22 protein-coding genes are annotated in these 21,432 nt (G+C 65.7%); 13 read left to right on the top strand and 9 right to left on the bottom strand.

Going from position 1 to position 21,432, the window contains the following annotated elements:
• Positions 1 to 40 precede the first annotated feature (40 nt).
• From Q0C42_RS10230 to Q0C42_RS10250, 5 genes are all read right to left on the bottom strand, one after another.
• Complete coding sequence (locus Q0C42_RS10230) at positions 41 to 1,042, bottom strand: ABC transporter ATP-binding protein (protein ID WP_295074824.1); 1,002 nt, start codon at positions 1,040 to 1,042, stop codon at positions 41 to 43.
• A gap of 4 nt (positions 1,043 to 1,046) precedes the next feature.
• Complete coding sequence (locus tag Q0C42_RS10235; protein WP_295074827.1) at positions 1,047 to 1,880, bottom strand: carbohydrate ABC transporter permease; 834 nt, start codon at positions 1,878 to 1,880, stop codon at positions 1,047 to 1,049.
• Positions 1,877 to 2,827 carry a carbohydrate ABC transporter permease gene (locus Q0C42_RS10240; protein ID WP_295074830.1) on the bottom strand — a complete coding sequence of 317 codons (951 nt, stop codon included), beginning with the start codon at positions 2,825 to 2,827 and terminating at the stop codon, positions 1,877 to 1,879. The genes Q0C42_RS10235 and Q0C42_RS10240 overlap by 4 nt, the downstream gene beginning before the upstream one ends.
• Before the next feature lie 112 nt (positions 2,828 to 2,939).
• Positions 2,940 to 4,217: an ABC transporter substrate-binding protein gene (locus Q0C42_RS10245; protein WP_295074833.1), complete on the bottom strand. Its 1,278-nt coding sequence runs from the start codon at positions 4,215 to 4,217 to the stop codon at positions 2,940 to 2,942.
• A 133-nt stretch (positions 4,218 to 4,350) separates the two neighbouring features.
• Positions 4,351 to 5,373, bottom strand: a complete 1,023-nt coding sequence (locus tag Q0C42_RS10250; RefSeq protein ID WP_295074836.1) for a substrate-binding domain-containing protein — start codon at positions 5,371 to 5,373, stop codon at positions 4,351 to 4,353.
• Positions 5,374 to 5,480: 107 nt separating this feature from the next.
• Between Q0C42_RS10250 and Q0C42_RS10255 the strand changes: the two genes are divergently transcribed.
• The 8 genes from Q0C42_RS10255 to Q0C42_RS10290 all read left to right on the top strand — a co-directional run bounded on the left by Q0C42_RS10255 (position 5,481) and on the right by Q0C42_RS10290 (position 12,911).
• On the top strand, positions 5,481 to 5,840 hold the full coding sequence (locus Q0C42_RS10255; RefSeq protein ID WP_295074839.1) for a LysR family transcriptional regulator: 360 nt from the start codon (positions 5,481 to 5,483) through the stop codon (positions 5,838 to 5,840).
• A gap of 56 nt (positions 5,841 to 5,896) precedes the next feature.
• Positions 5,897 to 6,643 carry a molybdate ABC transporter substrate-binding protein gene (gene modA, locus Q0C42_RS10260; protein WP_295074842.1) on the top strand — a complete coding sequence of 249 codons (747 nt, stop codon included), beginning with the start codon at positions 5,897 to 5,899 and terminating at the stop codon, positions 6,641 to 6,643.
• Between the two features lie 27 nt (positions 6,644 to 6,670).
• Positions 6,671 to 7,366, top strand: a complete 696-nt coding sequence (gene modB, locus Q0C42_RS10265) for a molybdate ABC transporter permease subunit (RefSeq protein WP_295074845.1) — start codon at positions 6,671 to 6,673, stop codon at positions 7,364 to 7,366.
• On the top strand, positions 7,366 to 8,436 hold the full coding sequence (gene modC, locus Q0C42_RS10270) for a molybdenum ABC transporter ATP-binding protein (RefSeq protein ID WP_295074848.1): 1,071 nt from the start codon (positions 7,366 to 7,368) through the stop codon (positions 8,434 to 8,436). The genes modB and modC overlap by 1 nt, the downstream gene beginning before the upstream one ends.
• Before the next feature lie 275 nt (positions 8,437 to 8,711).
• Positions 8,712 to 9,839, top strand: a complete 1,128-nt coding sequence (locus Q0C42_RS10275; protein ID WP_295074852.1) for an extracellular solute-binding protein — start codon at positions 8,712 to 8,714, stop codon at positions 9,837 to 9,839.
• Between the two features lie 186 nt (positions 9,840 to 10,025).
• Positions 10,026 to 11,108: an ABC transporter ATP-binding protein gene (locus Q0C42_RS10280; RefSeq protein WP_295074855.1), complete on the top strand. Its 1,083-nt coding sequence runs from the start codon at positions 10,026 to 10,028 to the stop codon at positions 11,106 to 11,108.
• A gap of 4 nt (positions 11,109 to 11,112) precedes the next feature.
• Positions 11,113 to 12,048, top strand: coding sequence for an ABC transporter permease (locus Q0C42_RS10285; protein WP_295074858.1), 936 nt, complete (start codon positions 11,113 to 11,115; stop codon positions 12,046 to 12,048).
• Positions 12,045 to 12,911 (top strand): ABC transporter permease, encoded by an 867-nt coding sequence (locus Q0C42_RS10290; RefSeq protein ID WP_295074861.1) that lies wholly within the window; start codon positions 12,045 to 12,047, stop codon positions 12,909 to 12,911. Before Q0C42_RS10285 ends, Q0C42_RS10290 begins: the two co-directional genes overlap by 4 nt.
• Positions 12,912 to 13,077: 166 nt before the next feature.
• Here the strand turns inward: Q0C42_RS10290 and Q0C42_RS10295 are convergent, their stop codons facing one another.
• Complete coding sequence (locus tag Q0C42_RS10295) at positions 13,078 to 13,881, bottom strand: alpha/beta hydrolase (RefSeq protein ID WP_295074864.1); 804 nt, start codon at positions 13,879 to 13,881, stop codon at positions 13,078 to 13,080.
• A 197-nt stretch (positions 13,882 to 14,078) separates the two neighbouring features.
• On the opposite strand from Q0C42_RS10295, the gene pstB reads away from it, so the two are divergent.
• From pstB to Q0C42_RS10315, 4 genes are all read left to right on the top strand, one after another.
• A complete protein-coding gene (gene pstB / locus Q0C42_RS10300; protein WP_295074867.1) occupies positions 14,079 to 14,876 on the top strand; it encodes a phosphate ABC transporter ATP-binding protein PstB in 798 nt (265 codons plus the stop codon).
• Between the two features lie 10 nt (positions 14,877 to 14,886).
• Positions 14,887 to 15,588 (top strand): phosphate signaling complex protein PhoU, encoded by a 702-nt coding sequence (phoU, locus tag Q0C42_RS10305; protein ID WP_295074870.1) that lies wholly within the window; start codon positions 14,887 to 14,889, stop codon positions 15,586 to 15,588.
• A 2-nt stretch (positions 15,589 to 15,590) separates the two neighbouring features.
• Positions 15,591 to 16,283: a phosphate regulon transcriptional regulator PhoB gene (gene phoB, locus Q0C42_RS10310; protein ID WP_295074873.1), complete on the top strand. Its 693-nt coding sequence runs from the start codon at positions 15,591 to 15,593 to the stop codon at positions 16,281 to 16,283.
• 308 nt (positions 16,284 to 16,591) lie between these two features.
• Positions 16,592 to 16,999 (top strand): nuclear transport factor 2 family protein, encoded by a 408-nt coding sequence (locus Q0C42_RS10315; RefSeq protein WP_295074876.1) that lies wholly within the window; start codon positions 16,592 to 16,594, stop codon positions 16,997 to 16,999.
• Here Q0C42_RS10315 and Q0C42_RS10320 read toward each other — a convergent pair.
• Both Q0C42_RS10320 and Q0C42_RS10325 read right to left on the bottom strand, forming a co-directional pair.
• Positions 16,989 to 18,302, bottom strand: coding sequence for an aminotransferase class III-fold pyridoxal phosphate-dependent enzyme (locus tag Q0C42_RS10320; protein WP_295074879.1), 1,314 nt, complete (start codon positions 18,300 to 18,302; stop codon positions 16,989 to 16,991). The two genes, Q0C42_RS10315 and Q0C42_RS10320, sit on opposite strands and share 11 nt — an antisense overlap.
• Positions 18,299 to 19,324: a phosphotransferase gene (locus tag Q0C42_RS10325; protein ID WP_295074882.1), complete on the bottom strand. Its 1,026-nt coding sequence runs from the start codon at positions 19,322 to 19,324 to the stop codon at positions 18,299 to 18,301. Before Q0C42_RS10325 ends, Q0C42_RS10320 begins: the two co-directional genes overlap by 4 nt.
• Positions 19,325 to 19,599: 275 nt before the next feature.
• On the opposite strand from Q0C42_RS10325, the gene hemP reads away from it, so the two are divergent.
• On the top strand, positions 19,600 to 19,758 hold the full coding sequence (gene hemP / locus Q0C42_RS10330; protein ID WP_295074885.1) for a hemin uptake protein HemP: 159 nt from the start codon (positions 19,600 to 19,602) through the stop codon (positions 19,756 to 19,758).
• Positions 19,759 to 20,367: 609 nt separating this feature from the next.
• Here the strand turns inward: hemP and moaA are convergent.
• Positions 20,368 to 21,369, bottom strand: a complete 1,002-nt coding sequence (gene moaA / locus Q0C42_RS10335) for a GTP 3',8-cyclase MoaA (protein ID WP_295074887.1) — start codon at positions 21,367 to 21,369, stop codon at positions 20,368 to 20,370.
• Positions 21,370 to 21,432: the final 63 nt, after the last annotated feature.

The following is a 21,432-nucleotide window of genomic DNA, read 5'->3' on the forward strand; positions in this document are numbered from 1 at the left end:
CGCGCGCCCCGGGCCTGCCCCAAGGCGCGCGGGTCTTGGCTTACTGGATCGGCCTGCCGTCCGCGTCGAAGCGGTAGAGATGGCCGGGTTGTGGGGCGAGCGACACTTGCGCGCCGACCGCGATATTGGCCTTGCCGGGGCGGCGGACGATGACGGGCTCGTCACTGCCGATCTCGACGAAGAGATAGTGGTCGGACCCCAGGTCCTCGACGTGCAGGACTTCGCCCGACCAGGGGCCGTTGTCCACCACTTCGATATGTTCCGACCGCGCGCCCAGCGTGGTGCAGCGTTCGGCTTCGGCGAATTTCCCGGTCAGGAAGTTCATCTTCGGGCTGCCGATGAAACCTGCAACGAACAACGAGTTCGGGTGTTCGTACAGTTCCGCCGGGGTGCCCGCCTGTTCCAGCTTGCCGTCGCGCAGGACGGCGATCCGGTCGGCGAGGGTCATCGCCTCTACCTGGTCGTGGGTCACGTAGATCATCGTGACATTGGACATGGAGTGGTGGAGTTTTGCGATTTCCAGCCGGGTCTGGACGCGCAGGGCGGCGTCGAGGTTGGACAGGGGTTCATCGAAAAGGAACACGCGCGGGTCGCGGACGATGGCGCGGCCGATGGCGACGCGCTGGCGCTGGCCGCCGGACAACTGTTTTGGCAGGCGGTCGAGGAGGTGGTCGATCTGCAGAAGCTTGGCTGCGGATTCGACGCGTTTCCTGATCTCTTCGGGGCTGGTTTTGTCCAGCTTCATCCCGAAGGCCATGTTGTCGTAGACCTTCATGTGCGGATAGAGCGCGTAAGACTGGAACACCATCGCGATGCCCCGCTTGGACGGGATCAGGTTGTTCACCCGTTCCCCGTCGAAGGTCATGTCGCCGGTGGTGATTTCCTCCAGACCCGAGATCAGGCGGAGGAGGGTGGACTTGCCGCAGCCCGAAGGCCCGACGAAGACCATGAACTCGCCCTTCTCGATGGTCAGGTCGATGCCCTTGATCACCTGCACGGCACCGTAGGACTTGGTAACGTTCTTCAGTTCTATCTTTGCCATGATGTCAGCCCTTCACGCCGCCCGCGGTCAAACCCGCGACGATCTTGCGTTGGAAAATGAGGACGAGGATGATCAGCGGGACCGTCACGATGACCGATGCCGCCATGATCGGACCCCAGGGGATTTCCTGCTGGCTTGCGCCGGACAGAAGGCCGATTGCCACAGGAACCGTCCGGGTCGTCTCGGAACTGGTGAAGGTCAGGGCAAAGAGGAACTCGTTCCAGGCGCCGATGAAGGCCAGAAGGCCGGTCGTCACCAGAGCGGGCCACAAGAGCGGCAGGAACACCTTGGTGATGATGATCCAGGGGGTGGCGCCGTCGACGATGGCGGCCTCCTCGATCTCGACCGGCAGGTCGCGCATGAAGGTCGTAAGGACCCAGACCGTGAAGGGCAGGGTGAAGATCACGTAGGACATGATCATCGCGTAGGGCGTGTTGAAGATGCCAAGGAAGCGGACAAGCTCGAAGAGGCCCGCCAGCACGGCGATCTGCGGAAACATCGACACGGCCAGGATCATCATCAGGAGGAGGCCCCGCCCCCGGAACCGCACCCGCGCGAGGGCGTAGGATGCGGTGACGGCGAGGAAGAGGGCGAAGACGACCGTGGTCGTGGCGATGAAGACCGAGTTCCAGATCGACCGCACGAAGTTGCGGCCGCCCAGCACGGACTCGTAGTTGCCCCAGTCGAAGGACTTGGGCCAGTAGTTGATCCGGAAAAGATCGGTCCCGGTCGCGAACGACGTGACGATCGCGTAGTAGAAGGGGAAGACCGAGAAGACGACGATCACCACGACAAGCGCGTAGAAGGCGATGTTGGAAAAGAGTTTCTGCGCGGTCATTTCTGGCCCTCCCCGGAAAGGTCGACCTTGCCTAGCCAGATATACAGGCTGACGAAGACGGCGATGATCGCGAAGAGGAGTGTCGACTGCGCGGCCCCGTAAGCGAACTTGTCGAAGTCGATCATGTTCTCGCGGCTGATCACGGACATGGTCTTGGTGGCGGCTGAATTGGGCGTCAGCACGTAGACCAGGTCGAAGATCCGCAGCGCGTCCAGCATCCGGAAGATGATGGCGACGGCCAGGGCGGGGCGGATCAGGGGCAGGGTGATCTTGAAGAACACCTTGACCGGGTTGACCCCGTCCAGCTTCGCGGCCTCGTAGATGTCGCGGGGGACCATCTGCAGGCCCGCGAGGATCAGAAGCGCCATGAAGGGTGTGGTCTTCCAGATGTCGACCATCAGGACGGCATACATCGCGGTGTCAACGGATGCGGTCCAGGCGATCTTCTGGTCGATCAGGCCAAGGTTCAAAAGGATGTCGTTGATGATCCCGAACTGGTCATTCAGCATCCAGGCCCACATCTTCGCGCTGACGATGGTGGGGATGGCCCAGGGGATCAGGATGGCCGCGCGCACGAAGCCGCGGCCCTTGAATTCGGCGTTCAGGACAAGGGCGACGATCAGTCCCAGGATCGTCTCGAACAGGACCGAGACGAAGGCGAAGCGCACCGTGTTCCAGACCGCGTTCCACCAGGCCGGATCGACCAGCGTGCCGCGCCAGATCCAGCGTCCGCTTTCCAGCACGCGGAGCGACAGGTAATTGTCAAAGCCGATGAACTCGCCGCCGTAAAGGTCGGACAAGAGCGTGTCGGTCAGCGAGAAGTAGATGGTGCGCAGAAGCGGCCAGGCGGCCACGAAGAACAGTGCCGCCAGCATCGGCGCAAGGAACCAGAAGGCCGCGCGTTGGCGTTGTTGGGCGAGGCTGAGCCCACCGGAATTCGTTGTCATCTTGTCCCTCCCCGTGACCGGGTCCCCCTCCGAGACCCGGTAGTGTAGAAGCGGGCGGCCCCCGCGAGTATCAGAAGCCGCCCGCCTTGGGGTCAGTCAGGTCCGGGAGGACTTACCAGCCCGACCCCTTGATGTCGGTCAGTTCGACCTCAAGCAGTTCCAGGTTCTCCGCGGCCGAGCCATTGCCCGACAGCGTGTTGTGGACGGCCGACCAGAACTTGGCCGAAACCTCGTTGTACTTGCCCAGCGTGGGCGCCGAGGGGCGCGGCACGGCGTTCAGGAACACGTCCTTCCACTGCGGGATGATCGGCTGCGCGGCGGCGATGTCGGCGTCATCGTAGAGCGACATGATGGTCGGCAGGTTCGATGCGACGATGGCACGCTCTTTCTGCGCTTCCGGACCCGCGAGGTACAGCGCGAGGCTGATCGCGGCTTCCTGCTTGGTCGAGTACTTGGAGACGGCAACGTTCCAGCCGCCCAGCGTCGCAGCCGAAGTGTCGCCTTCCTTGCCGACGGGCAGGGTGGTCACGGCAAAGAGGCCCTTGACCGCCGAGTCGTCGCCGTTGCCGAGGCCGTAGGCATAGGGCCAGTTGCGCATGAAGACGGCATTGCCGGTCTGCCAGACGCCGCGGGCTTCTTCTTCCTGGTAGGCCAGGACGCCATCCGGGCTGATCGTGCCGACCCAGGACTTCGCAGCCTCGATCGCGGCGGCGGCGTTCTCGTTGTTGATGCTGATCGTGCCATCCGGCTCGACGATCTGGCCGCCGCCGAAGGACTTGACCCACTCCAGCGCGTTGCAGGTCAGGCCCTCATAGGCATTGCCCTGCCAGACGAAGCCCCACAGGTCGGCCTTGCCCTCGGCACGCTCGGCGTCCTGGATGAACTTCGCGGTTTCGGCCAGTTCGGCCCAGGTCTTCGGCGGCGTCTTGCCGTGCTTGTCCAGCAGGTCCTTGCGATAGTACAAAGCCGGCGCGTCGGTGAAGATCGGCAGGGCGACCAGTTTGCCGTTCACGGTCTGCGATTCGATGATCGCGGGGAAATGGGTCGGCGCAAGATCCTTGGCCGCCTCGGTCAGGTCGATGAAGTGGTCGGCGAGCTGCGGTGCCCAGATCACGTCGGTCTGATAAAGGTCGATGTCGGCTGCCCCGGCGGCCAGCCACAGACGGTATTGACCGAACTGGTCGGTGGTCGAGGCAGGCATCGGCACCATCGTCACGGTGTTGCCGGTGGCTTCTTCCCACGGCTTGACGATCTTCTTGAAGTCTTCGACCGCATTGCCGACAGCGCCCGAGACATAGAACAGCTCTTCGGCAGCGACCGGGGCGCCGAAGACGGCGAGCATGGCTGCAGTTGCGGTCGCGCGAAGTGCGCGGCCTTTCATGATGATCATTTGGTTTCCTCCCAAAGGCCGCCGGTGTGGCGTGCCGTCTCACAATGCAAAAACGCCCGGTCCTCCCGAAACGTTTCGGAAAACATAGTATCCAAAGCGCTTTCGGTCAACGATTCGAATGTGTGGGAGTTGCTCAGAGGCGGGCAACCGAATTGCGCTCGATGAAGTTGTAGCTGCCCAGCCGTTGGAGCGTTCCAAGCGGCTTGCCCTCGATTGCACCGGCCAGGCAGTCGGCCAAGGGTTCCCAACTGTCGCGCAACGGGGATTTGGTGACAGTCAGTGAGGGGAAAAAGGCCGAGGCGCGCAGGGCCGGCAGTTCGTCGTCATGCGCCACGACCGACACATCGCCGGGCACCGACAGCCCCAGCGCCTCCAGTCCCTGGTAGACTCCACGCGCCAGCCGGACGTTGCCGCAGACGATGGCGGTGGGACGCGGCGCCTCGCCGGAAAAGAGCCGGATCGTGTCGGTCAGGCCGTGCGCCTCGTCCATTTCGCCGTTCAGGTGCAGGTGCGGCAGTGCTTCGCCGCCGCCGTCGCGCAACGCCCGGATGTAGCCCTGTTCGCGCACGGTCACGTACGACCGGTCGGCGCGCCCGTTCAGAAAAGCGATCCGCCGATGGCCCCGTTGGGTCAGGTGGGCGGTGAGGTCATAGGCAAGCTGTTCATTTGCAATGTCAAAGTACGGATAGTCGATGGTCTTTCCGCTGCGGCCATGCACCACGAAAGAGACTCCTGCCTTGCGCAGGAAGTCGATCCTGGGGTCGTGCTCCATCGGGTCGATCAGCACGAAGCCGTCCAGCATCGCGGTGCCGATCAACTTCTGGTAGACCGGCAATGCGGGTTCGTGTTCGGCCATCATGTGCAGCACGAACTGCATTCCCCGGCCCGAGAACTGGGTCGAGAGCCCGGCCACCACTTCCATGAAGATGCGGTCCTGCCCGATGTTGCGGTAGTTCGGGACCACCAGTCCAACCATCCCCGACCGCCCCGAAACCAGCTTCCGGGCCGAGGCGTTGGGGTGATAGTTCATCGCCCGTGCCGTGGCCTTCACCCGCAGGCGCGTAGCCTCGTTCACGTCGGAGTGGTCGTTCAGCGCCCGGCTGACCTGGGTGATCGACAGGTCAAGCGCGCGGGCAATGTCCTTCAGCGTCGCCATGACTCAAACCCCTTTGGTGGGTATCCGAAACATTTCGGATGAAGAAATCAACCGAATTCTTTCGGATTGGCTTGTCAGGAGCCGCCCGCCTCGCGATGCTGCGACGCATGTCCGACCCCGTCACCCTGCGTCTGCGGCTTCTGTTCGGTGACCGGCTGGTCTTCGGGCCGGGGAAGGGCGAACTCCTTGCACGGATTGAAGAGTCCGGCTCCATCGCCGCCGCGGGCCGGGCGCTGGGGATGAGTTACAAGCGCGCCTGGGCCCTGGTTGAGGAGATGAACGCGGCGTTTCGCGCGCCGCTTGTCATCTCGGCCCGGGGTGGGGCAGGTGGGGGCGGGGCCACGCTGACTGCCGAAGGGCAAGAGGTGCTGGCCGCCTACCGCGCGATGCTGGCCGCCGTCGAGGCTGCGGCCGCACCTCAGGTCGCGCGGATGGCGGCGCTTCTCGATATGTCGGACCGGAAATAACGCTTGCCCGGTCGTGGCGGGCAGCCATATGTTCCGGCGGACATATCGGAGACCCCATGCGCCGCCTTGCCCGTTCCGCCCTTGCGCTGATCCTGTTGGCCCAGACGGCGGCGGCCGAGGTCACGGTCTTTGCCGCAGCCAGCCTGAAGACGGCGCTGGACCAGATCGCGGCGGGCTGGACAGGCCAGACCGGCACCCAGGTGACGCTGTCCTATGGCGGCACGCCCGCGCTGGCGAAACAGATCGCCGAGGGTGCGCCGGCCGATATCTTCCTGTCGGCGTCGAAGGACTGGATGGACGAGTTGCAGAACATGGGGCTGATCCGAACAGACACCCGCCGCGACATTCTGGGCAACCAGCTTATCCTGGTGGCGCATGGGCAAGCGAAGCCGGTGAAAATTGACGGCAACATCGACCTCTCTGGACTTCTGGAAGGTGGCAGGCTGTCGATGGCGCTGGTGGATGCGGTCCCCGCCGGGCAGTACGGCAAGGAGGCGCTGACCAGCTTGGGTCTTTGGCCCGCCGTGGAGCCCAGCGTCGTACAGACCGAAAACGTCCGCGCCGCCTTGCACCTTGTCGCCCTGGGAGAGGCGCCGCTAGGGATCGTCTATGCCTCGGATGCGGTGGCCGAGACAGGGGTCTCGGTGATCGGCACCTTCCCGACCGAGAGCCATCAGCCCATCGTCTATCCCGCTGCGCTGACGAAGGATGCGGGGCCCGAGGCCAAGGCCTTTCTGGACCACCTGTCCACCCCTGTGGCGCAGGCGGTCTTCCGGGCCAACGGCTTCCTGACCTTGCCGTGACGCCACCCCGCATGGCAGCGTCCCGGCATGACTGACTGGCTCCCTCCCGAAGCCGCGACCGCGCTGGCTCTGTCCTTGCGCGTGTCGCTGGTGGCAACGCTGGTCAGCCTGCCACTGGGGGTGTTCGTCGCCTATGCGCTGGCGCGCTGGCGCTTTCCGGGGCATGGGCTTCTGAACGGGCTCGTCCACCTGCCGCTGATCCTGCCGCCGGTCGTGACCGGCTATATTCTGTTGCTGACCTTCGGCCGACAGGGCTGGATCGGGGCGACCTTGTGGGACTGGTTCGGTTTCACCTTCGCCTTCCGCTGGACCGGGGCCGCGCTGGCTGCCGGGGTCATGGCCTTTCCCCTTCTGGTCCGGGCGATCCGGCTGGCGATCGAGGCGGTTGATCCCAAGCTGGAGGAAGCGGCTTCGACGCTTGGCGCCTCGCGCCCGAAGGTCTTTGCCACGGTCACACTGCCCCTGATCCTGCCCGGTGTCATCGCGGGCGCGGTCCTAGCCTTCGCCAAGGCGATGGGAGAGTTCGGTGCGACGATCACCTTTGTCGCCAACATCCCTGGCCAGACCCAGACCCTGCCCACGGCGATCTACAGTTTTCTGCAGGTGCCGGGGGGCGACCGCGCGGCGCTGGTGCTGGTCCTGATCTCGGTCGCCGTTGCGATGCTGGCGCTGGCGCTGTCCGAATGGCTGTCGCGTCGCGTGGCGCGAAGGATCGCCGGCTGATGACGCTGGAGATTCGCATCGCGCACCGGTTTGCCGACTTCCGGCTGGAGGTTGACCTGGCCTTGCCGGGCGGGCTGACCTGTCTTTTCGGGCGGTCGGGGTCGGGCAAGACCAGCATCGTAAACGCGGTGGCGGGCCTCTTGCGGCCCGATGCGGCGCGGATCGTGCTGGACGGAGTGGCGCTGCACGATCTGCCGCCGCACAAGCGCGAGATCGGCTATGTTTTCCAGGACGCACGGCTGTTCCCCCATCTCACGGTGGCGCGGAACCTGACCTATGCCGCCCGCATCCGCGGTCAGCGGCCAGACGGGCTGGACCGGATCGTCGAGCTTCTTGGCATCGGCGGGCTTCTGGACCGACGGCCCGGCACGCTGTCCGGGGGCGAAAGGCAGCGGGTCGCCATCGGCCGGGCGCTGCTGGCGAAACCCCGGCTTTTGCTGATGGACGAGCCGCTTGCCGCGCTGGACGATGCCCGCAAGGCCGAGATCCTGCCCTATATCGAGACGCTGCGGGACGAGACCGGGCTGCCGATACTTTATGTCAGCCACTCGGTGTCCGAAGTCGCGCGGCTGGCCACCACCATCGTCCTGATTGAGGCGGGGCAGGTGGCGGCGTTCGGCCCTGCGGCCCAGATCCTGTCGGACCCCGGCACTGCAGCGCTGATGGGCCTGCGCGATGCCGGGGCGGTGTTGACCGCGCGGATCGTGGCGCAGGAGGGCGATGGGTTGACCCGGCTGGAGACGGCGGCGGGACCGCTCTGGCTGCCGCATGTCGCGGGTGAAATCGGCCGCGCGCTGCGGGTGCGGATCGCCGCGCAGGACGTGATCCTGTCGCGGGGCCGACCCGAGGGGCTGTCGGCGCTGAACATCCTGCCCGCAACCGTCGCCACCCTGCATGACGGGCAGGGGCCCGGGGTGCTGGTGCGGCTGGACCTTGGTGGCGAGTTCCTTCTGGCCCGCGTCACCCGGCGCTCGGCGCAGGCGCTGGACCTTGCGCCGGGGCTTGCGGTCCACGCGGTGCTGAAGTCGGTGGCGGTGGCCCAGGCGGACGTCGGGGCCGGGACGACCTAGCCCCTGATTCGGGCACCAAGCCCGGCTGCCAAAGCCGTTTTCTGTCCAGTTTTCGGTTGCGCCTGCAGAGCGCACTCACCTTCGGTTGTATGCGCGCATTGCGCCGTTGACATGCCTACCGGAAGGCAGAGTAAGGTTCCGCGCCGGGGGTGCTTCTTCCAGTCTGACAAGGTCCTGTTACACCGGGGCTGCTATCAGGATGGCAGTGCGCGTCCGCAAACAACCAGAACACTCGGGGACAGCCCGCACCTCTGCCATCAACCAGGGAGACTAACTTGAAACAAACGACTTCCGCTTTCAGCCGCCGCCGGTTCCTGCAAGGATCCGCCGCAGGCGCGGGGCTTCTCGCCGCTCCGGCGATCATCTCGTCCAAGGCGCTTGCCTCGTCGGGCGAGATCAACTTCACCGGCTGGGCCGGCTATCCGGCGCTGGCCGAGAAGGTCTTCCCGGCCTTCACCGCCGCCACCGGAATCACCGTCAACTTCAAGGAACTGCCCGACCAGGACACCATGTTCGCCGAGGGCAAGGTTGCGCTGGACGCCGGCGGGATCGACGTGATCGAGCCGACCATCGACCGCGTCGGTGCCTGGGATACCAACGGCCTTCTGGGTGCCTGGGACGAATCGAAGCTGGCGATGGACAACTACCTGCCGGGTCTCGCCGATGGTGCGGCTGGCGAACGCTCGCGTCCCGGTGGCGCGCTCAAGTACGTCCCGTCGAACTGGGGCACGGAATCGCTGGTGGTCAACACCGCGAGCGCCAAGCTGTCGACCCCGCCGTCGCTGGGCGACCTCTTCAACCCCGAGAACCCCTCGGTCGTGCGCCCGCACTCGGCACTTGCCGCGATGGGCCGCTGGCTGGACGCGACCGGCAAGCTGCCGCGTCCGTGGATGGACGGCTACTCTGACATGGCCGCGATGACCGAACTGTGGGACATCGCGCTGGCCGAGGCGATCAAGGCCAAGGGCAGCGTCGTGCAGTGGTGGTCGGGCGAGAACGAGGCCAATGCCGGCTTCACCGCGAACGGCGCGACCGTGGGCCTGTGCTGGGATTCGACCGGCTTCAACCTGCGCAACGACGGTTATGCCTATGTCGCTCCGGTCGAGGGCGCCTTCGCCTGGCACCAGGGCTTCGTGCTGATGAAGAACGCCGCGAACGTCGAGCAGGCGCATGAGTTCGTCAAGTACGTCTCCACCCCCGAGGGTGCTGCGGGCTGGGCCTCGGCCTTCTCGTCCAACCCGGTGGGCAAGGGCGCGTCGGACCTGATGAACCCGGACGTCGCGACCTACTACAACGGCACCTTCAACGACGAAGCGCTGTCCAAGCTGTGGTGGTGGCCCGACCAGTCGGCCGAGTTCCTCGCCAAGCGCGCGGAGTATGCCGACAAGTACAAGGCGGCCTGATCTGGCTGCCTGAGTGCGGACCTAAAGTGACCACGCCGGGCCCGAAATGGCCCGGCGTGCGTTTTTCAGGCAGCGGCACGTCGGTTTGGACCCATTGTCCGGCGCAAACTGGCGATACCCATTGCAGGGGACGGGCGGCCTGTTAGCCTGCAACAAAAAGAATGACTGTCAGGGGGACCACGCGACATGAGCGCGGGAATTGATCTGGATAACGTCTGCTGCGACTTCGGCACCTTCCGGGCCGTCGACAATGCCAACGTCTCGATAAAGCCGGGCGAGTTCTTCTCGTTCCTCGGGCCGTCCGGTTGCGGCAAGACCACGATCTTGCGGATGGTTTCGGGCTTCATCGAACCGACGCAGGGTGCGATCCGCATTGGCGGCAAGGACATGAGGGGCCAGCGCCCGAACCAGCGACCGACGGCGCTGATCTTCCAGAACCTGGCACTTTTCCCGCTGATGCCGATCTGGGAGAACATCTCGTTCGGCCTGGAAGTGCGCGGCGTCGACAAGGCCACGCGCCGGAAGAAGGCCGAGGAACTGCTGGCGCTTGTCGACCTGCCGGGGGCGGCGGACAAGATGATCAGCCAACTGTCCGGCGGCCAGAAGCAGCGCGTCGCGATTGCCCGCGCCCTTGCGGTCGAACCGCAGGTGATGCTGCTGGACGAACCCTTGTCGGCGCTGGACCTGAAGCTGCGCCAGCACATGCGGGCGGAACTGCGCGCCATCCAGAAGCGGACCGGCGTGACCTTCATCTACATCACCCATGACCAGGGCGAGGCCTTGGCAATGTCCGACCGCGTCGGCGTCATGAGCCAGGGCCGCATCCAGCAGATCGCCGAGCCGCGCGACATCTACGACAACCCGGTCAATGGCTTCGTCGCCAGCTTCGTGGGCGAGAACAACATCTTCGAGGGCAGCCTTGGCCCGGTCGCCGATGGCATGGCGGCACTGACCGGCCCGCATGGCAGCTTCCGCGCCCGCATCCGCCCCGAGGCGGAGGGCAAGCCGCTCAAGCTTTACGTCCGGCCCGAACACACGAAGTTGGCCCCGACCAAGGGCTCCGAGAACTCGGTCGAGGTCGAGGTGACGGAAGTGGCTTTCGAGGGAGCCTTCATCTCGGTCCACGGCCATGCGGCCGGGGGCAAGGCCATCTCGGCCGAAGTGCGCAACGACGGGGTGACGCCGGTGCCGGCGCTTGGTGACAAGGTCTATGCGACCTTCGACGCCGCGCGGGCCCTGTTGCTGCCTGACGCGAACGTCCGGGGGTAGTGCCATGCAGGACCTTCTTCGCCGCTACGGGACCGGGCTGACTTCGGTCTTCTGTCTTCTGGTCGCCTTCTGGATCCTTGTGCTCATCGTTCTGCCGAACTTCGCCATGTTCGAGCAAAGCTTCCGCCCCTATCTGCCGGTGGTCGAGGTGGGCGGACCGAAGGACGTCTATTCCTTCGCGAACTACAGCAAGATCCTGGACAACGGATTTGAATCCACGATCTTCGGCATCCCGGTCACGCTGCCGATCCATGTCCTGACCTTCCTCGATACCGTGTTCTTCTCGGCGCTGGTGACGTTCTTCACGCTCGTTTTCGCCTATCCGCTGGCCTACTACCTGGCCAAGATCGCCAGCCCGCGGTCGATCCCGACGCTGCTGTTGCTGCTCTTCATCCCGATGTGGGTGTCCGAGGCGCTGCGGGCCTTCGCGTGGTACGTGATCCTGACCTTCAACGGCCCGCTGAACGCGGCACTGAAGGGGCTTGGGATCATCGAGGAAAGCATCCGCTGGCAGAACGGCATCTTCACCTCCTACGATGCCATCGTGATCGTGCTGACCTATTGCTACGTGCTGTTCATGCTGTTCCCGATCTACACGGCGATCACCTCGCTGGACACCAACCAGATCGAGGCGGCCGAAGACCTTGGCAGTCCGTGGTGGCGCACGCATTGGCGGGTGGTGATCCCGCACGCCAAACCCGGCATCGCCTCGGGCTGCGTGATGGTGTTCATGCTGTCGGCGGGCTCGCTGCTGGTGCCGACGGTCGTCGGCTCGACCAAGGCGAACTGGTTCCCGCAGACGATCTACACCTGGTTCAACGATGCGCTCGACTGGAACACGGGTGCCGCCTATTCGATGATCTTCCTGCTGGCCTGCATCGTCTTCGTGATCCTGATGATGCGCCTCTTCCGGGTCAAACTGTCGGATATCGCCAAATGAGCCGGAACCGCGCCATCCTTGGTCACCTCTACTTCGCGCTTTTCGTGCTGTATCTGCTGGTGCCGCTGGCCGTCATGGCCGGGGCCGCCTTCAACGACAGCAAGCTGCCCACAATTGCCCCCTGGAAGGGCTTCACCTGGGCCTGGTTCGGCGATCTCTGGGCCGACCAGACCCTGTGGGGGGCTTTCCTGAACTCGATCCTCGTCGCACTGGCGGTGGTCGCGCTGGCGGTCCCGATCGGGACGGCGGCGGCGATCGTGCTGAACTCGATCTCGGGGAAGTACCGCGCCACGCTGTACGGCTTCATGGTCGCGCCGGTGCTGGCGCCGGGCTTGGTCATCGGCATTTCGACGGTGCTGTTCTGGAACCAGCTGGGCCGGTCCACCGGGGCGGATGACTTCTTCCTTTTCGGGCGCGGCCTGCATCTGGCGATACTGGGTCAGGTCAGCTACATCGCGGCCTATGTGATGCTTCTGGTCCTTGCGCGGCTGCAAAGCTTCGATCCGGGGCTGGAGGAAGCCGCGCTGGACCTTGGTGCGAACCACGGCCAGGTCCTGCGGCGCATCCTGCTGCCGCATCTCTATCCGGCGATCCTGGCCTCGGCGGCCATCGCCTTCTTCCAGTCGATCGAGAACTTCAACGTCACGCTTTTCACTAAGGCGAACGAGACGACGCTGACGGTCTATGTCTTCAGTCAGGTCCGTTCCGGTATCACGCCGAAGATCAACGCGCTGGCCTTCCTTCTGATCGTGCTGACCCTGGCCCTTGCGCTGATCTACGAGATGAAGCGGCGTCGGCGCGCCCGGATCGAGGCCGAGCGTGAGGCCGAGGCGCGGCGTGCGGAAGAGGCGATGCTGATCTGACCGACTGCTCCTCGTGCGACTTCGTCTTCTCCTCGCGGGGGTGCAGCGAGGAGGGACGAAGTCCACGACGAGCGTCATCGGAACCCTTTAACAAATCCCTAACGCCCACGGCCAAGCCCTTGGATCGTCAGGGAAATCCGAAAATGTCCACCGCGGGCAGACCCGGCTAGAGCCCGTCCAGCAGCACCCTGCACAGGGCAGAACCCGGGTCGGCCAGCCCGTCGATCACGCTGAAATGGTGGTGCCCCGGATCGGCCGTCCAGGGGCAGCCCCATTCCTCGGCCAGAAGGCGGGCCTGCATCAGGAAGACCGGCCGCTCCTCTGCTCCGACCCAGATATGGGCGCTGACCCCGTCCCGCAGCGGGTGCCGCGCCGGACTTTCCGCCGCCGCCTCGCCCGCGTCGATCTTCAGCGTCGCGTTCATCTCGGTCGCCATCAGCGGCCCCAGTTCCGCCAAGGGAGAGATCGGCACCACCCGCGCCACCGGGACCGGAATGTCGGCGCAACCCATCCGGGCCGAAAGATGCCCCCCGGCCGAATGGCCCGTCACCACCATCGGCCCCTGAACCCGGGTCCCGACGAACCAGCAGGCCCGCGCGATCTCGGCCGTCATCTCGGCGATCCGGGCAGCCGGGGCGAGGGTATAGCTTGGCATCGCCACCGCATACCCCCGCGCCAGCGGGCCAGCCGCCAGATGCGACCAGTGCGCCTTTGAAAACAGGTGCCAATACCCGCCGTGAACGAAGATCACCGCGCCTTTCGGCGCGCCTTCGGGCAGAAAGAGGTCCAGTTTCTGCCGTGGCGACGACCCGTAAGCAAGGTCCAGGTCGGCCCGCTTTCCCAGCGCCTGCCGGAACCCTGCCGCCACCTCGGTCCAGCGCGGCGGATACCCCGCGGCGCCGGGAATGAAGGCTCCGTTGGCATAGTCGCGGTCGGGGTCGGGCCAGCGATAGGGCGGGCGTTCGGTCAAGGTCGGGCCTCCGGGCAGGTTGGCTGCAGACTGCGACGTGGCCCGTCGCGCCGCAAGAGCGGGCGTGATCACCGGCACGTGACGCCCAGCCGGGGCCGACTGTCATTGGACTGTTACAGAACCGTCGCATAGGCTTCACCGGGCCGACTTACAGCGGCAGAAGCGGGCTGCCTGATGCGGCGGACATGGAGCGGGCGATGGACGACATGCGCGGAACGACCGGAAACCTTGCGGCCACCACGACGAAGATAACGGCGTCCGGAGTGCAGGTTCACTACGGACAGAGCCATGCGCTGAAGGATGTCTCGGTCGACATTCTGGACCGGGCGGTGACGGCGTTCATCGGCCCGTCGGGCTGTGGCAAGTCCACCTTCCTGCGCTGCCTGAACCGGATGAACGACACGATCCCCTCGGCCAGGGTGACGGGCAAGATCCTGCTGGACGGCGAGGACATCTACGATCCGCGCGTCGACCCCGTTCAACTGCGTGCCAAGGTCGGCATGGTGTTCCAGAAGCCGAACCCCTTCCCCAAGTCGATCTATGACAACGTGGCCTATGGCCCGAAGATCCACGGATTGACCCGCAACAAGGCCGAGCTGGACGAGATCGTCGAAGCCTCGTTGCGGAAGGCCGCGCTATGGAACGAGGTCAAGGACCGGCTCGACGCGCCCGGCACCGGGCTTTCGGGCGGCCAGCAGCAGCGGCTTTGCATCGCGCGGGCGGTGGCAACGGGGCCGGAGGTCCTGTTGATGGACGAACCCTGCTCGGCGCTGGACCCGATTGCGACGGCACAGGTCGAGGAGCTGATCGACGACCTGCGCAGCCAGTTCTCGGTGGTGATCGTCACCCATTCGATGCAGCAGGCCGCGCGGGTCAGCCAGAAGACGGCGTTCTTCCATCTGGGGAACCTGGTGGAATATGCCGATACTCCGCAGATATTCACCAACCCGAAGGACCCCCGCACCGAAGCCTATATCACCGGCCGGATCGGCTAAGGAGACCGCCATGAACACCGCTCATATCCTGACCGCCTTCGACCGTGACCTCGAGGCCGCTCAGGCCCTGGTCGTGCGGATGGGCGGGCTTGTTGAAGCCGCTCTTCTGGACGCGGCCGAGGCGCTGGACACCCGGGACGAGGATCTTGCGGCCCGGGTCCGTGCCGGGGACAAGGCGATCGACGCGCTGGAGGACGAGATCAACACCCGCTGCGCGCTTCTGTTGGCGCTGCGCGGTCCCACGGCGGGCGACCTGCGCACGGTGCTGACCGTGATGAAGATCGCCGCGGCGCTGGAACGGGCAGGGGATTACGCGAAGAACCTGGCCAAGCGGACGGCCGCTCTGGCGCAGATGGCGCCGGTGCCGGGGGCCTCGGCCTCGATCCGGCGGCTGGCCAAGGCGGTGGTGCAGATGCTGACTGACGCGCTGGACGCCTATATCCGCCGCGATCTGAAGCTGGCGGAGGATGTGCGGGCGCGGGACCGCGAGGTCGACCAGATGTACAACTCGATCTTCCGCGAGTTCCTGACGCACATGATGGAGGACCCGCGCACCATCGGGCCCTGCATGCACCTGCATTTCATCGCCAAGAACATCGAGCGGGTGGGCGATCACGCGACGGCGGTGGCCGAGCAGGTGATCTACCTGGTCACGGGTTCCTTGCCCGAGGACGAACGGCCCAAGGTCGACAGCACCGGATCGGGAGCCTGACGATGGCCAAGGGTGGGCAACCGAGGGTTCTGCTGGTCGAGGACGAACCGGCGCAGCGGACAGTCCTGGCCTACAACCTGGAAGCCGAGGGCTTTGCAGTGACCCAGGCCGACAATGGCGAGGATGCGATGGTCCTCGTCGACGAGGAGGAGCCCGACATCATCATCCTGGACTGGATGATGCCGAAGGTCAGCGGGATCGAGGTCTGCCGCCGCCTGAAGATGCGGCCTGAGACGCGGGGCATCCCGATCATCATGCTGTCGGCGCGCGCCGAGGAGGTTGACCGGATCCGGGGGCTGGAAACGGGCGCGGACGACTATGTGATCAAGCCCTATTCGGTGCTGGAACTGATGGCGCGGGCCCGGGCGCAGTTGCGGCGGGTGCGGCCCTCGACGGCGGGGGTGGTGCTGGAGCACGAGGATATCCGGCTGGATCCCGAAAGCCACCGGGTCTACCGGGGCGAGAAGGTGCTGAAGCTGGGACCGACGGAGTTCAAGCTGCTGGTCACGCTGATGGAGCGGCCGGGGCGGGTGTTTTCCCGAGAGCAGCTGCTGGACCTGGTCTGGGGCCGTGACATCTATGTCGATACCCGGACGGTGGACGTCCATGTCGGGCGGCTGCGGAAGAGCCTGATGCTGCATGGTGGGGCCGACCCTGTGCGCACGGTGCGGGGCGCGGGATATTCCCTGGGCTGATCTGTCCACGGCGCACAGTTTCCGATGTCCGTCTTTCCGTAAGGACTTGCCTGTAGGCGGTCGGAATCTCTTGACCTGTTGATCCTGCCGACGACGGGCACTTTTCGCATGGAGCGCTGACGCGCAGGTCTTTTGTCTCGTCGTCGGGGCTTGCGCCCTCCTCCTCGGCGGACGGGGGCGCCCGCGTGCATCCCCGGGTCAGGTTGACCCGGTCTGGGCCTCCGGCGGGGATATTTGGGCAAAGATGAAAGGCTTTGCGGCTGGTTTGGGTCGGTGCATTCTGACCCATGGTCACAAGGGAGGGACGGATGGCCTGTGGTGCGGAGCATGATGCGGTGCGGGCGGTGGTCGTGGACTACCTGGAGGGGATGTGCTGGGGAGACGAGGCGAAGCTGCGGCGGGCCTTTCACCCGGACGCCCTGCAGGTCGGGCATTTCGCCGATGTCTACGAATTCTTCCCGCTAAAGGAGTTCATCGCCTGGATAAAGGATGAGGAGACCGCGCCGTCAGGCTCGCCCATCATCGCGGAGCTTCTGTCGATCGAGGTGACGGGGACGGTGGCGGTGGCGAAGCTGACCGACACCTGTTTCGGGACCGATTTCACCGATTATCTGGTCATGGTGAAGGACCGCCCCGATGCCACGGGCCGCTGGCAGATCGTCACCAAGGCCTATCACGTCCACGCCGGACGGGGGTTGCCCGTGCCTAGAGCATAGGCAGCAGGCGGTCGAGGGTCGTCAGGACCTGGTCCACGTGGGCGCCGCTGAAGGGAAGCGGCGGGCGGATCTTGAGGCTGTCGCCCTTCGGACCGGTCGAACTGATCAGGATGCGGTTTTCGCGCAAGCTGTTCACCAGTCGGGCCGTGCGGGCCGGGTCGGGCTGGCCGTCGGTCAGGATAGTCTGCCCGATGAAAAGGCCGCCGGCCCGGGTTTCGCCCAAAGCGTCGTGGCGTTGGGCGAGGTCGCGGAGACCAGCGGCGAAGGCGGCTCCGACCGTGACTGCGTTCTGCTGCAGCGCCTCGTCATTGATGACATCCAGGACGGCGAGGCCCACAGCGGCGGCGACGGCATTGCCGCCGAAGGTGTTGAAATAACGCGCCTTCGCGCCGAACTCGGCGATGGTTGCGGGTTTGAGGACGAGGCCTGCCATCGGGTAGCCGTTGCCCATCGGCTTGCCCATCGAGACCATGTCGGGGATCACGCCGTGGCGCTGGAAGCCCCAGAAGTGGCTGCCGGTGCGACCAAAGCCGGGTTGGACCTCGTCGGCGAGAAAGAGCCCGCCCCGGGCGCGGATCGCGGTGGCGGCGGGGGCGAGGAAGCCCTCGGGGTCGGGGTAGACGCCATCGGAAGAGAAGATGGTGTCGACGATCAGGAGCGCGGGTTTCAGGCCCTGCGCCTCCATCCTGTCGCAGGCGTCCGAAACCGCGGCGGCGAAGCCTGCGGCGATGCCTTGCGGGTAGTTTTGCGCCGATGGGGCGAGGATCGGGAACACCGTGGGGCCGGGGGCGACGGCGGGGCCGATCGACATCGACATCTCGGCGGTGGCGAGCGTGACGCCGTGATAGGCGTTGTCGGTGACGATGACCCCCGTGCCACCGGTGGCCGCGCGGGCGATGCGGAGGGCGAGGTCGTTCGCCTCGGACCCGGTGCAGGTGAACATCACGTGGCTGAGGTCGGGCGGGAAGAGGGCGAGGAGACGCTCGGCATAGGCAAGGATGCCGTCGTGCAGGTAGCGGGTGTGGGTGGCGAGGGTGGCAGCCTGCTGCGCCAGGGCTTCCACCACCCGGGGGTGGCAATGGCCGACGGAGGCGACGTTGTTGTAGCAGTCGAGGTAGGCGTTGCCGTCTGGGTCGTAGAGGTGGACGCCCTGGCCGCGGACCAGATGCACCGGCGTCTCGTAGAACAGGCGATAGGCCGGGCCTAGCGCGCCAGTGCGTCGGTGGGCCAGGGCTTCATCCTGCGGGGAAAGATGCCCGCGGCCGGGGGTATAGGCGTTCAGCATCGTGGTCTGGCGGGTCATGGGTTCTGGCTTTCGCAGGCGCGGAGAAGCGTGGCGGCAAGGGTTCGCGGATCGGTCAGGGCATCCAGACCGGCGCGGGAAGTCGGGGCGTTGCGCAGGATGTAGGATGCATTCCCGGGATAGCGGGCGGCGCGCCAGGCGGAGATCGTCAGGGTGGTCACCAGCCGGGCGGTGATGAGGTCGGGCAGAAGCGCGATCTCGTCCGCGCTCAGCGGGTTGGCCTGGTGGTAAGCCTGGGTGAGCGGAACCAGCAGCGCTGCCGGATCTGTGGGGTCAATCAGGTAGGAGGCGGCGACGGCGAGGTCGCAGACGCGGTGGGACAGGGTCATGTCGCCGAAGTCGAGAATGCCAGTGAGGCGGGTCGGATCGGCGGGGTCGGCAAGGAGGTTGTGCGGGTTGAAGTCGCCGTGGATCACCTGGCGCGGCAGCCGCGCCAGGGCGGGGGCGGTCGTGGTGCTGAAGTGGGCGAGGAAGCTGGTGATGCGGGGCTTCAGGTCGTCCGGGAGCGATGGGGTCAGCGGGGCGAGGTCGCAGGCGTTGCGGATGTCCCACAGGAGGTGGTGGTCTGCGGCTGGGTGGTCAAAGCCGACGAGGGTGGCGTCAAGTCTGCCGAGGGCGCTGCCGATTGCTGCGGCAAGCGCAGGGGTTCGCGGAAGGTGGGCGAGGGGCGTGCCGGGCCGCCAGGTGAGAAGACGGAGGGCTCCGTCCCCAGTCGGGATGATCGTGCGGCCATCGGTTGCAGGGATCACCCGGGGGATGGGCAGGTCGGGGGCGTGCGCTGCGGCGTGGCGGAGGGCTTCGGTCTGGAATGCGGTCAGCGCGGCGGGCTCGGCGGGATTGGCGAGTTTCAGGGTGAACTGACCCGCGGGGGTGTCGAGGCGGTGGTTCTGGTCACGCTCGGAGGTGAGGGGGTGGAGGGTGCCGGTCAGGCCCCAATGGGTTTCGACCAGCGCCGCAAGGACCGTGGCGGGCACTTGCGGCGGGGGAAGGGAGAGGAGACTGCCGGCTTGGTCTTGGGTCATGATCGGTTCCGGGTGGCAGGATAGCGGTTCGCGGAGGCGGGGCCAGTGGAATGTGGGCCGGTGGAATGGGATTGACATGGTTGAGCGTTTTAGTAAGGATATCGGAATTACCTAGCCAGCCCGGTTCGGGTCCGCCCGGTGGATCGGTCATCTGGAGTCATCATGCCGGAACGTCACGCCCTGCGGGGCGATATCTTGGAAGCGTTGCTGTCGGCCGCGGGGCTTTTCCCCGGGGCGATGCTGGAAGCCCTGATCGCGCGGATGGAGGGCGGGAAATGAACGCTTATGTTGACCCCTGGCTGACGGTGGATGCGAGTCCGGTCCATGATGCGCGGGCGCTGACCGAGGGCGGCAGTTTGGCGCGGATCGTGCTGGACGGACAGGTCTACAGCCTGCGGATCACGCGGGCGGGCAAGCTGATCTTGACGAAGTAGGGAAGGTGGGCGCGTCGCCCACCCTGCGCAGGGATCAGGCTGTGGCTGGAGATGGATGCCGGTCCGGCCGGCGGCCTTGATCCGGGCGGCGAAAGTACCGGAGATGTGGCGGTCCCGGGTGATCCTGCCCGTGCAAGGTGTGGTGGCGGGCGATCCAAATGCCCAGCTTGCGGGGTTTGTTGCAATTGCGTTCGGTGCGGCCAATCGCGGGCGGTGGGAGGTATCCAGCCGGTTGCGGATGTTGAGAAGCCATCGGCAAGTTTCAACGGCCGGATCTTCTTCCCTTGGCTTCCAGCAATGTCCATCCTCGAGCTGCCCGGATCTGGCTTTTGACGGAGACCGTTATCGGGAAGCAGCGCTGGACGCCGAGTTTCAGCATCTCGAGGATGTCCTGAAGCGATGGCGAACCGGAAGCGCGCCGCCGTAGAAGCCTCGACGTGGAGGGTCGGGCTTGGCTTCGCGCCCAAGACCCTGCGCAGGAGGCGGGTAGGCATATGGGCGCGGGTTCGGCAGTCCACACGGTGGGTCTGCTGGCCGCCAGCAATGGGGTAGACAATCTTGCGCCCGTTTCCCCGGCACGGTGGCGCGGATCTTGCAGGCCGGGAAGCGTCAGCCGCCGGTGTGGCTCATGTGTCGGGTCATTTGCCCCGCGACCTTCTGGCGGCTGTAGTCAAAGTCGTGGCCCTTGGGCTTGCGGGCGATTGCGGCGCGGATCGACTGTTCCAGGATCGCATCGTCGGGGCTGGCGCGGAGGGGCGCGCGGAGGTCGGCCATGTCTTCCTGGCCGAGGCACATGTAGAGCTCGCCCGTGCAGGTCAGTCGCACGCGGTTGCAGCTTTCGCAGAAATTGTGGGTCAACGGCGTGATGAAGCCGACCTTCTGGCCGGTCTCCTCGATCCGCACGTAACGGGCGGGGCCGCCGCTGCGTTCGGTGAGGTCGGTGAGGGTCAGCCGTTCGGCCAGGCGGGCGCGGAGGTCCTTCAGGGGCCAGTACTGGTCGAGGCGGTTGGCGGTCATGTCCTCGCCCATCGGCATCACCTCGATGAAGGTGAGATCGTGGCCTTCGCGGGCGCACCAGTCGAGGAGGGAGAAAAGCTCGTCCTCGTTGAAGCCCTTGAGGGCGACGGCGTTGATCTTGACCTTCAGGCCCGCGGCCTTGGCTGCCTCGATCCCGTCCAGGACCTGAGGCAGGCGGCCCCAGCGGGTGATCTGCTGGAATTTCGCCGGATCAAGGGTGTCGAGTGAGACGTTGACGCGTCGGACGCCAAGGTCGGCGAGCGGCTGGGCGAATTTGGCAAGCTGGCTGCCGTTGGTGGTCAGCGTCAGTTCCTTGAGCGCACCGGTTTCAAGGTGGCGCGACATTGCCTCGAAGAACGTAAGGATTCCCTTGCGGACCAGAGGCTCGCCCCCGGTGATCCGCAGCTTCTCGACTCCCAAGCGCACGAAGGTGGAGCAGAGACGGTCAAGTTCTTCCAGCGAAAGGAGGTCGGCCTTCGGCAGGAAGGTCATGTGTTCCGACATGCAATAGGTGCAACGAAAGTCGCAGCGGTCGGTGACCGAGACGCGCAGGTAGCTGATCGCGCGGGCGAAGGGATCAATGAGCGGGGTCATGCAAGGAAGGTAGGCCTGCGCGGAGGGGTGCACAAGTGCGAGAGCGGCAATTGCGGGGTCGGG

It is taken from the genome of Tabrizicola sp. (assembly GCF_022842145.1).
Classification (GTDB): Bacteria; Pseudomonadota; Alphaproteobacteria; order Rhodobacterales; family Rhodobacteraceae; genus Tabrizicola.

What these genes read in the sequence shown, in the direction of transcription:
- hemP (WP_295074885.1), top strand. Translation starts at nt 19,600, where the DNA reads ATGAACGCTTATGTTGACCCCTGGCTGACGGTGGATGCGAGTCCGGTC.
- Q0C42_RS10285 (WP_295074858.1), top strand. Translation starts at nt 11,113, where the DNA reads ATGCAGGACCTTCTTCGCCGCTACGGGACCGGGCTGACTTCGGTCTTC.
- Q0C42_RS10320 (WP_295074879.1), bottom strand. Translation starts at nt 18,302, where the DNA reads ATGACCCGCCAGACCACGATGCTGAACGCCTATACCCCCGGCCGCGGG.
- Q0C42_RS10240 (WP_295074830.1), bottom strand. Translation starts at nt 2,827, where the DNA reads ATGACAACGAATTCCGGTGGGCTCAGCCTCGCCCAACAACGCCAACGC.
- modA (WP_295074842.1), top strand. Translation starts at nt 5,897, where the DNA reads ATGCGCCGCCTTGCCCGTTCCGCCCTTGCGCTGATCCTGTTGGCCCAG.
- Q0C42_RS10245 (WP_295074833.1), bottom strand. Translation starts at nt 4,217, where the DNA reads ATGATCATCATGAAAGGCCGCGCACTTCGCGCGACCGCAACTGCAGCC.
- Q0C42_RS10255 (WP_295074839.1), top strand. Translation starts at nt 5,481, where the DNA reads ATGTCCGACCCCGTCACCCTGCGTCTGCGGCTTCTGTTCGGTGACCGG.
- Q0C42_RS10325 (WP_295074882.1), bottom strand. Translation starts at nt 19,324, where the DNA reads ATGACCCAAGACCAAGCCGGCAGTCTCCTCTCCCTTCCCCCGCCGCAA.
- modC (WP_295074848.1), top strand. Translation starts at nt 7,366, where the DNA reads ATGACGCTGGAGATTCGCATCGCGCACCGGTTTGCCGACTTCCGGCTG.
- pstB (WP_295074867.1), top strand. Translation starts at nt 14,079, where the DNA reads ATGGACGACATGCGCGGAACGACCGGAAACCTTGCGGCCACCACGACG.
- phoB (WP_295074873.1), top strand. Translation starts at nt 15,591, where the DNA reads ATGGCCAAGGGTGGGCAACCGAGGGTTCTGCTGGTCGAGGACGAACCG.
- Q0C42_RS10230 (WP_295074824.1), bottom strand. Translation starts at nt 1,042, where the DNA reads ATGGCAAAGATAGAACTGAAGAACGTTACCAAGTCCTACGGTGCCGTG.
- phoU (WP_295074870.1), top strand. Translation starts at nt 14,887, where the DNA reads ATGAACACCGCTCATATCCTGACCGCCTTCGACCGTGACCTCGAGGCC.
- Q0C42_RS10235 (WP_295074827.1), bottom strand. Translation starts at nt 1,880, where the DNA reads ATGACCGCGCAGAAACTCTTTTCCAACATCGCCTTCTACGCGCTTGTC.
- Q0C42_RS10280 (WP_295074855.1), top strand. Translation starts at nt 10,026, where the DNA reads ATGAGCGCGGGAATTGATCTGGATAACGTCTGCTGCGACTTCGGCACC.
- modB (WP_295074845.1), top strand. Translation starts at nt 6,671, where the DNA reads ATGACTGACTGGCTCCCTCCCGAAGCCGCGACCGCGCTGGCTCTGTCC.
- moaA (WP_295074887.1), bottom strand. Translation starts at nt 21,369, where the DNA reads ATGACCCCGCTCATTGATCCCTTCGCCCGCGCGATCAGCTACCTGCGC.
- Q0C42_RS10290 (WP_295074861.1), top strand. Translation starts at nt 12,045, where the DNA reads ATGAGCCGGAACCGCGCCATCCTTGGTCACCTCTACTTCGCGCTTTTC.
- Q0C42_RS10250 (WP_295074836.1), bottom strand. Translation starts at nt 5,373, where the DNA reads ATGGCGACGCTGAAGGACATTGCCCGCGCGCTTGACCTGTCGATCACC.
- Q0C42_RS10315 (WP_295074876.1), top strand. Translation starts at nt 16,592, where the DNA reads ATGGCCTGTGGTGCGGAGCATGATGCGGTGCGGGCGGTGGTCGTGGAC.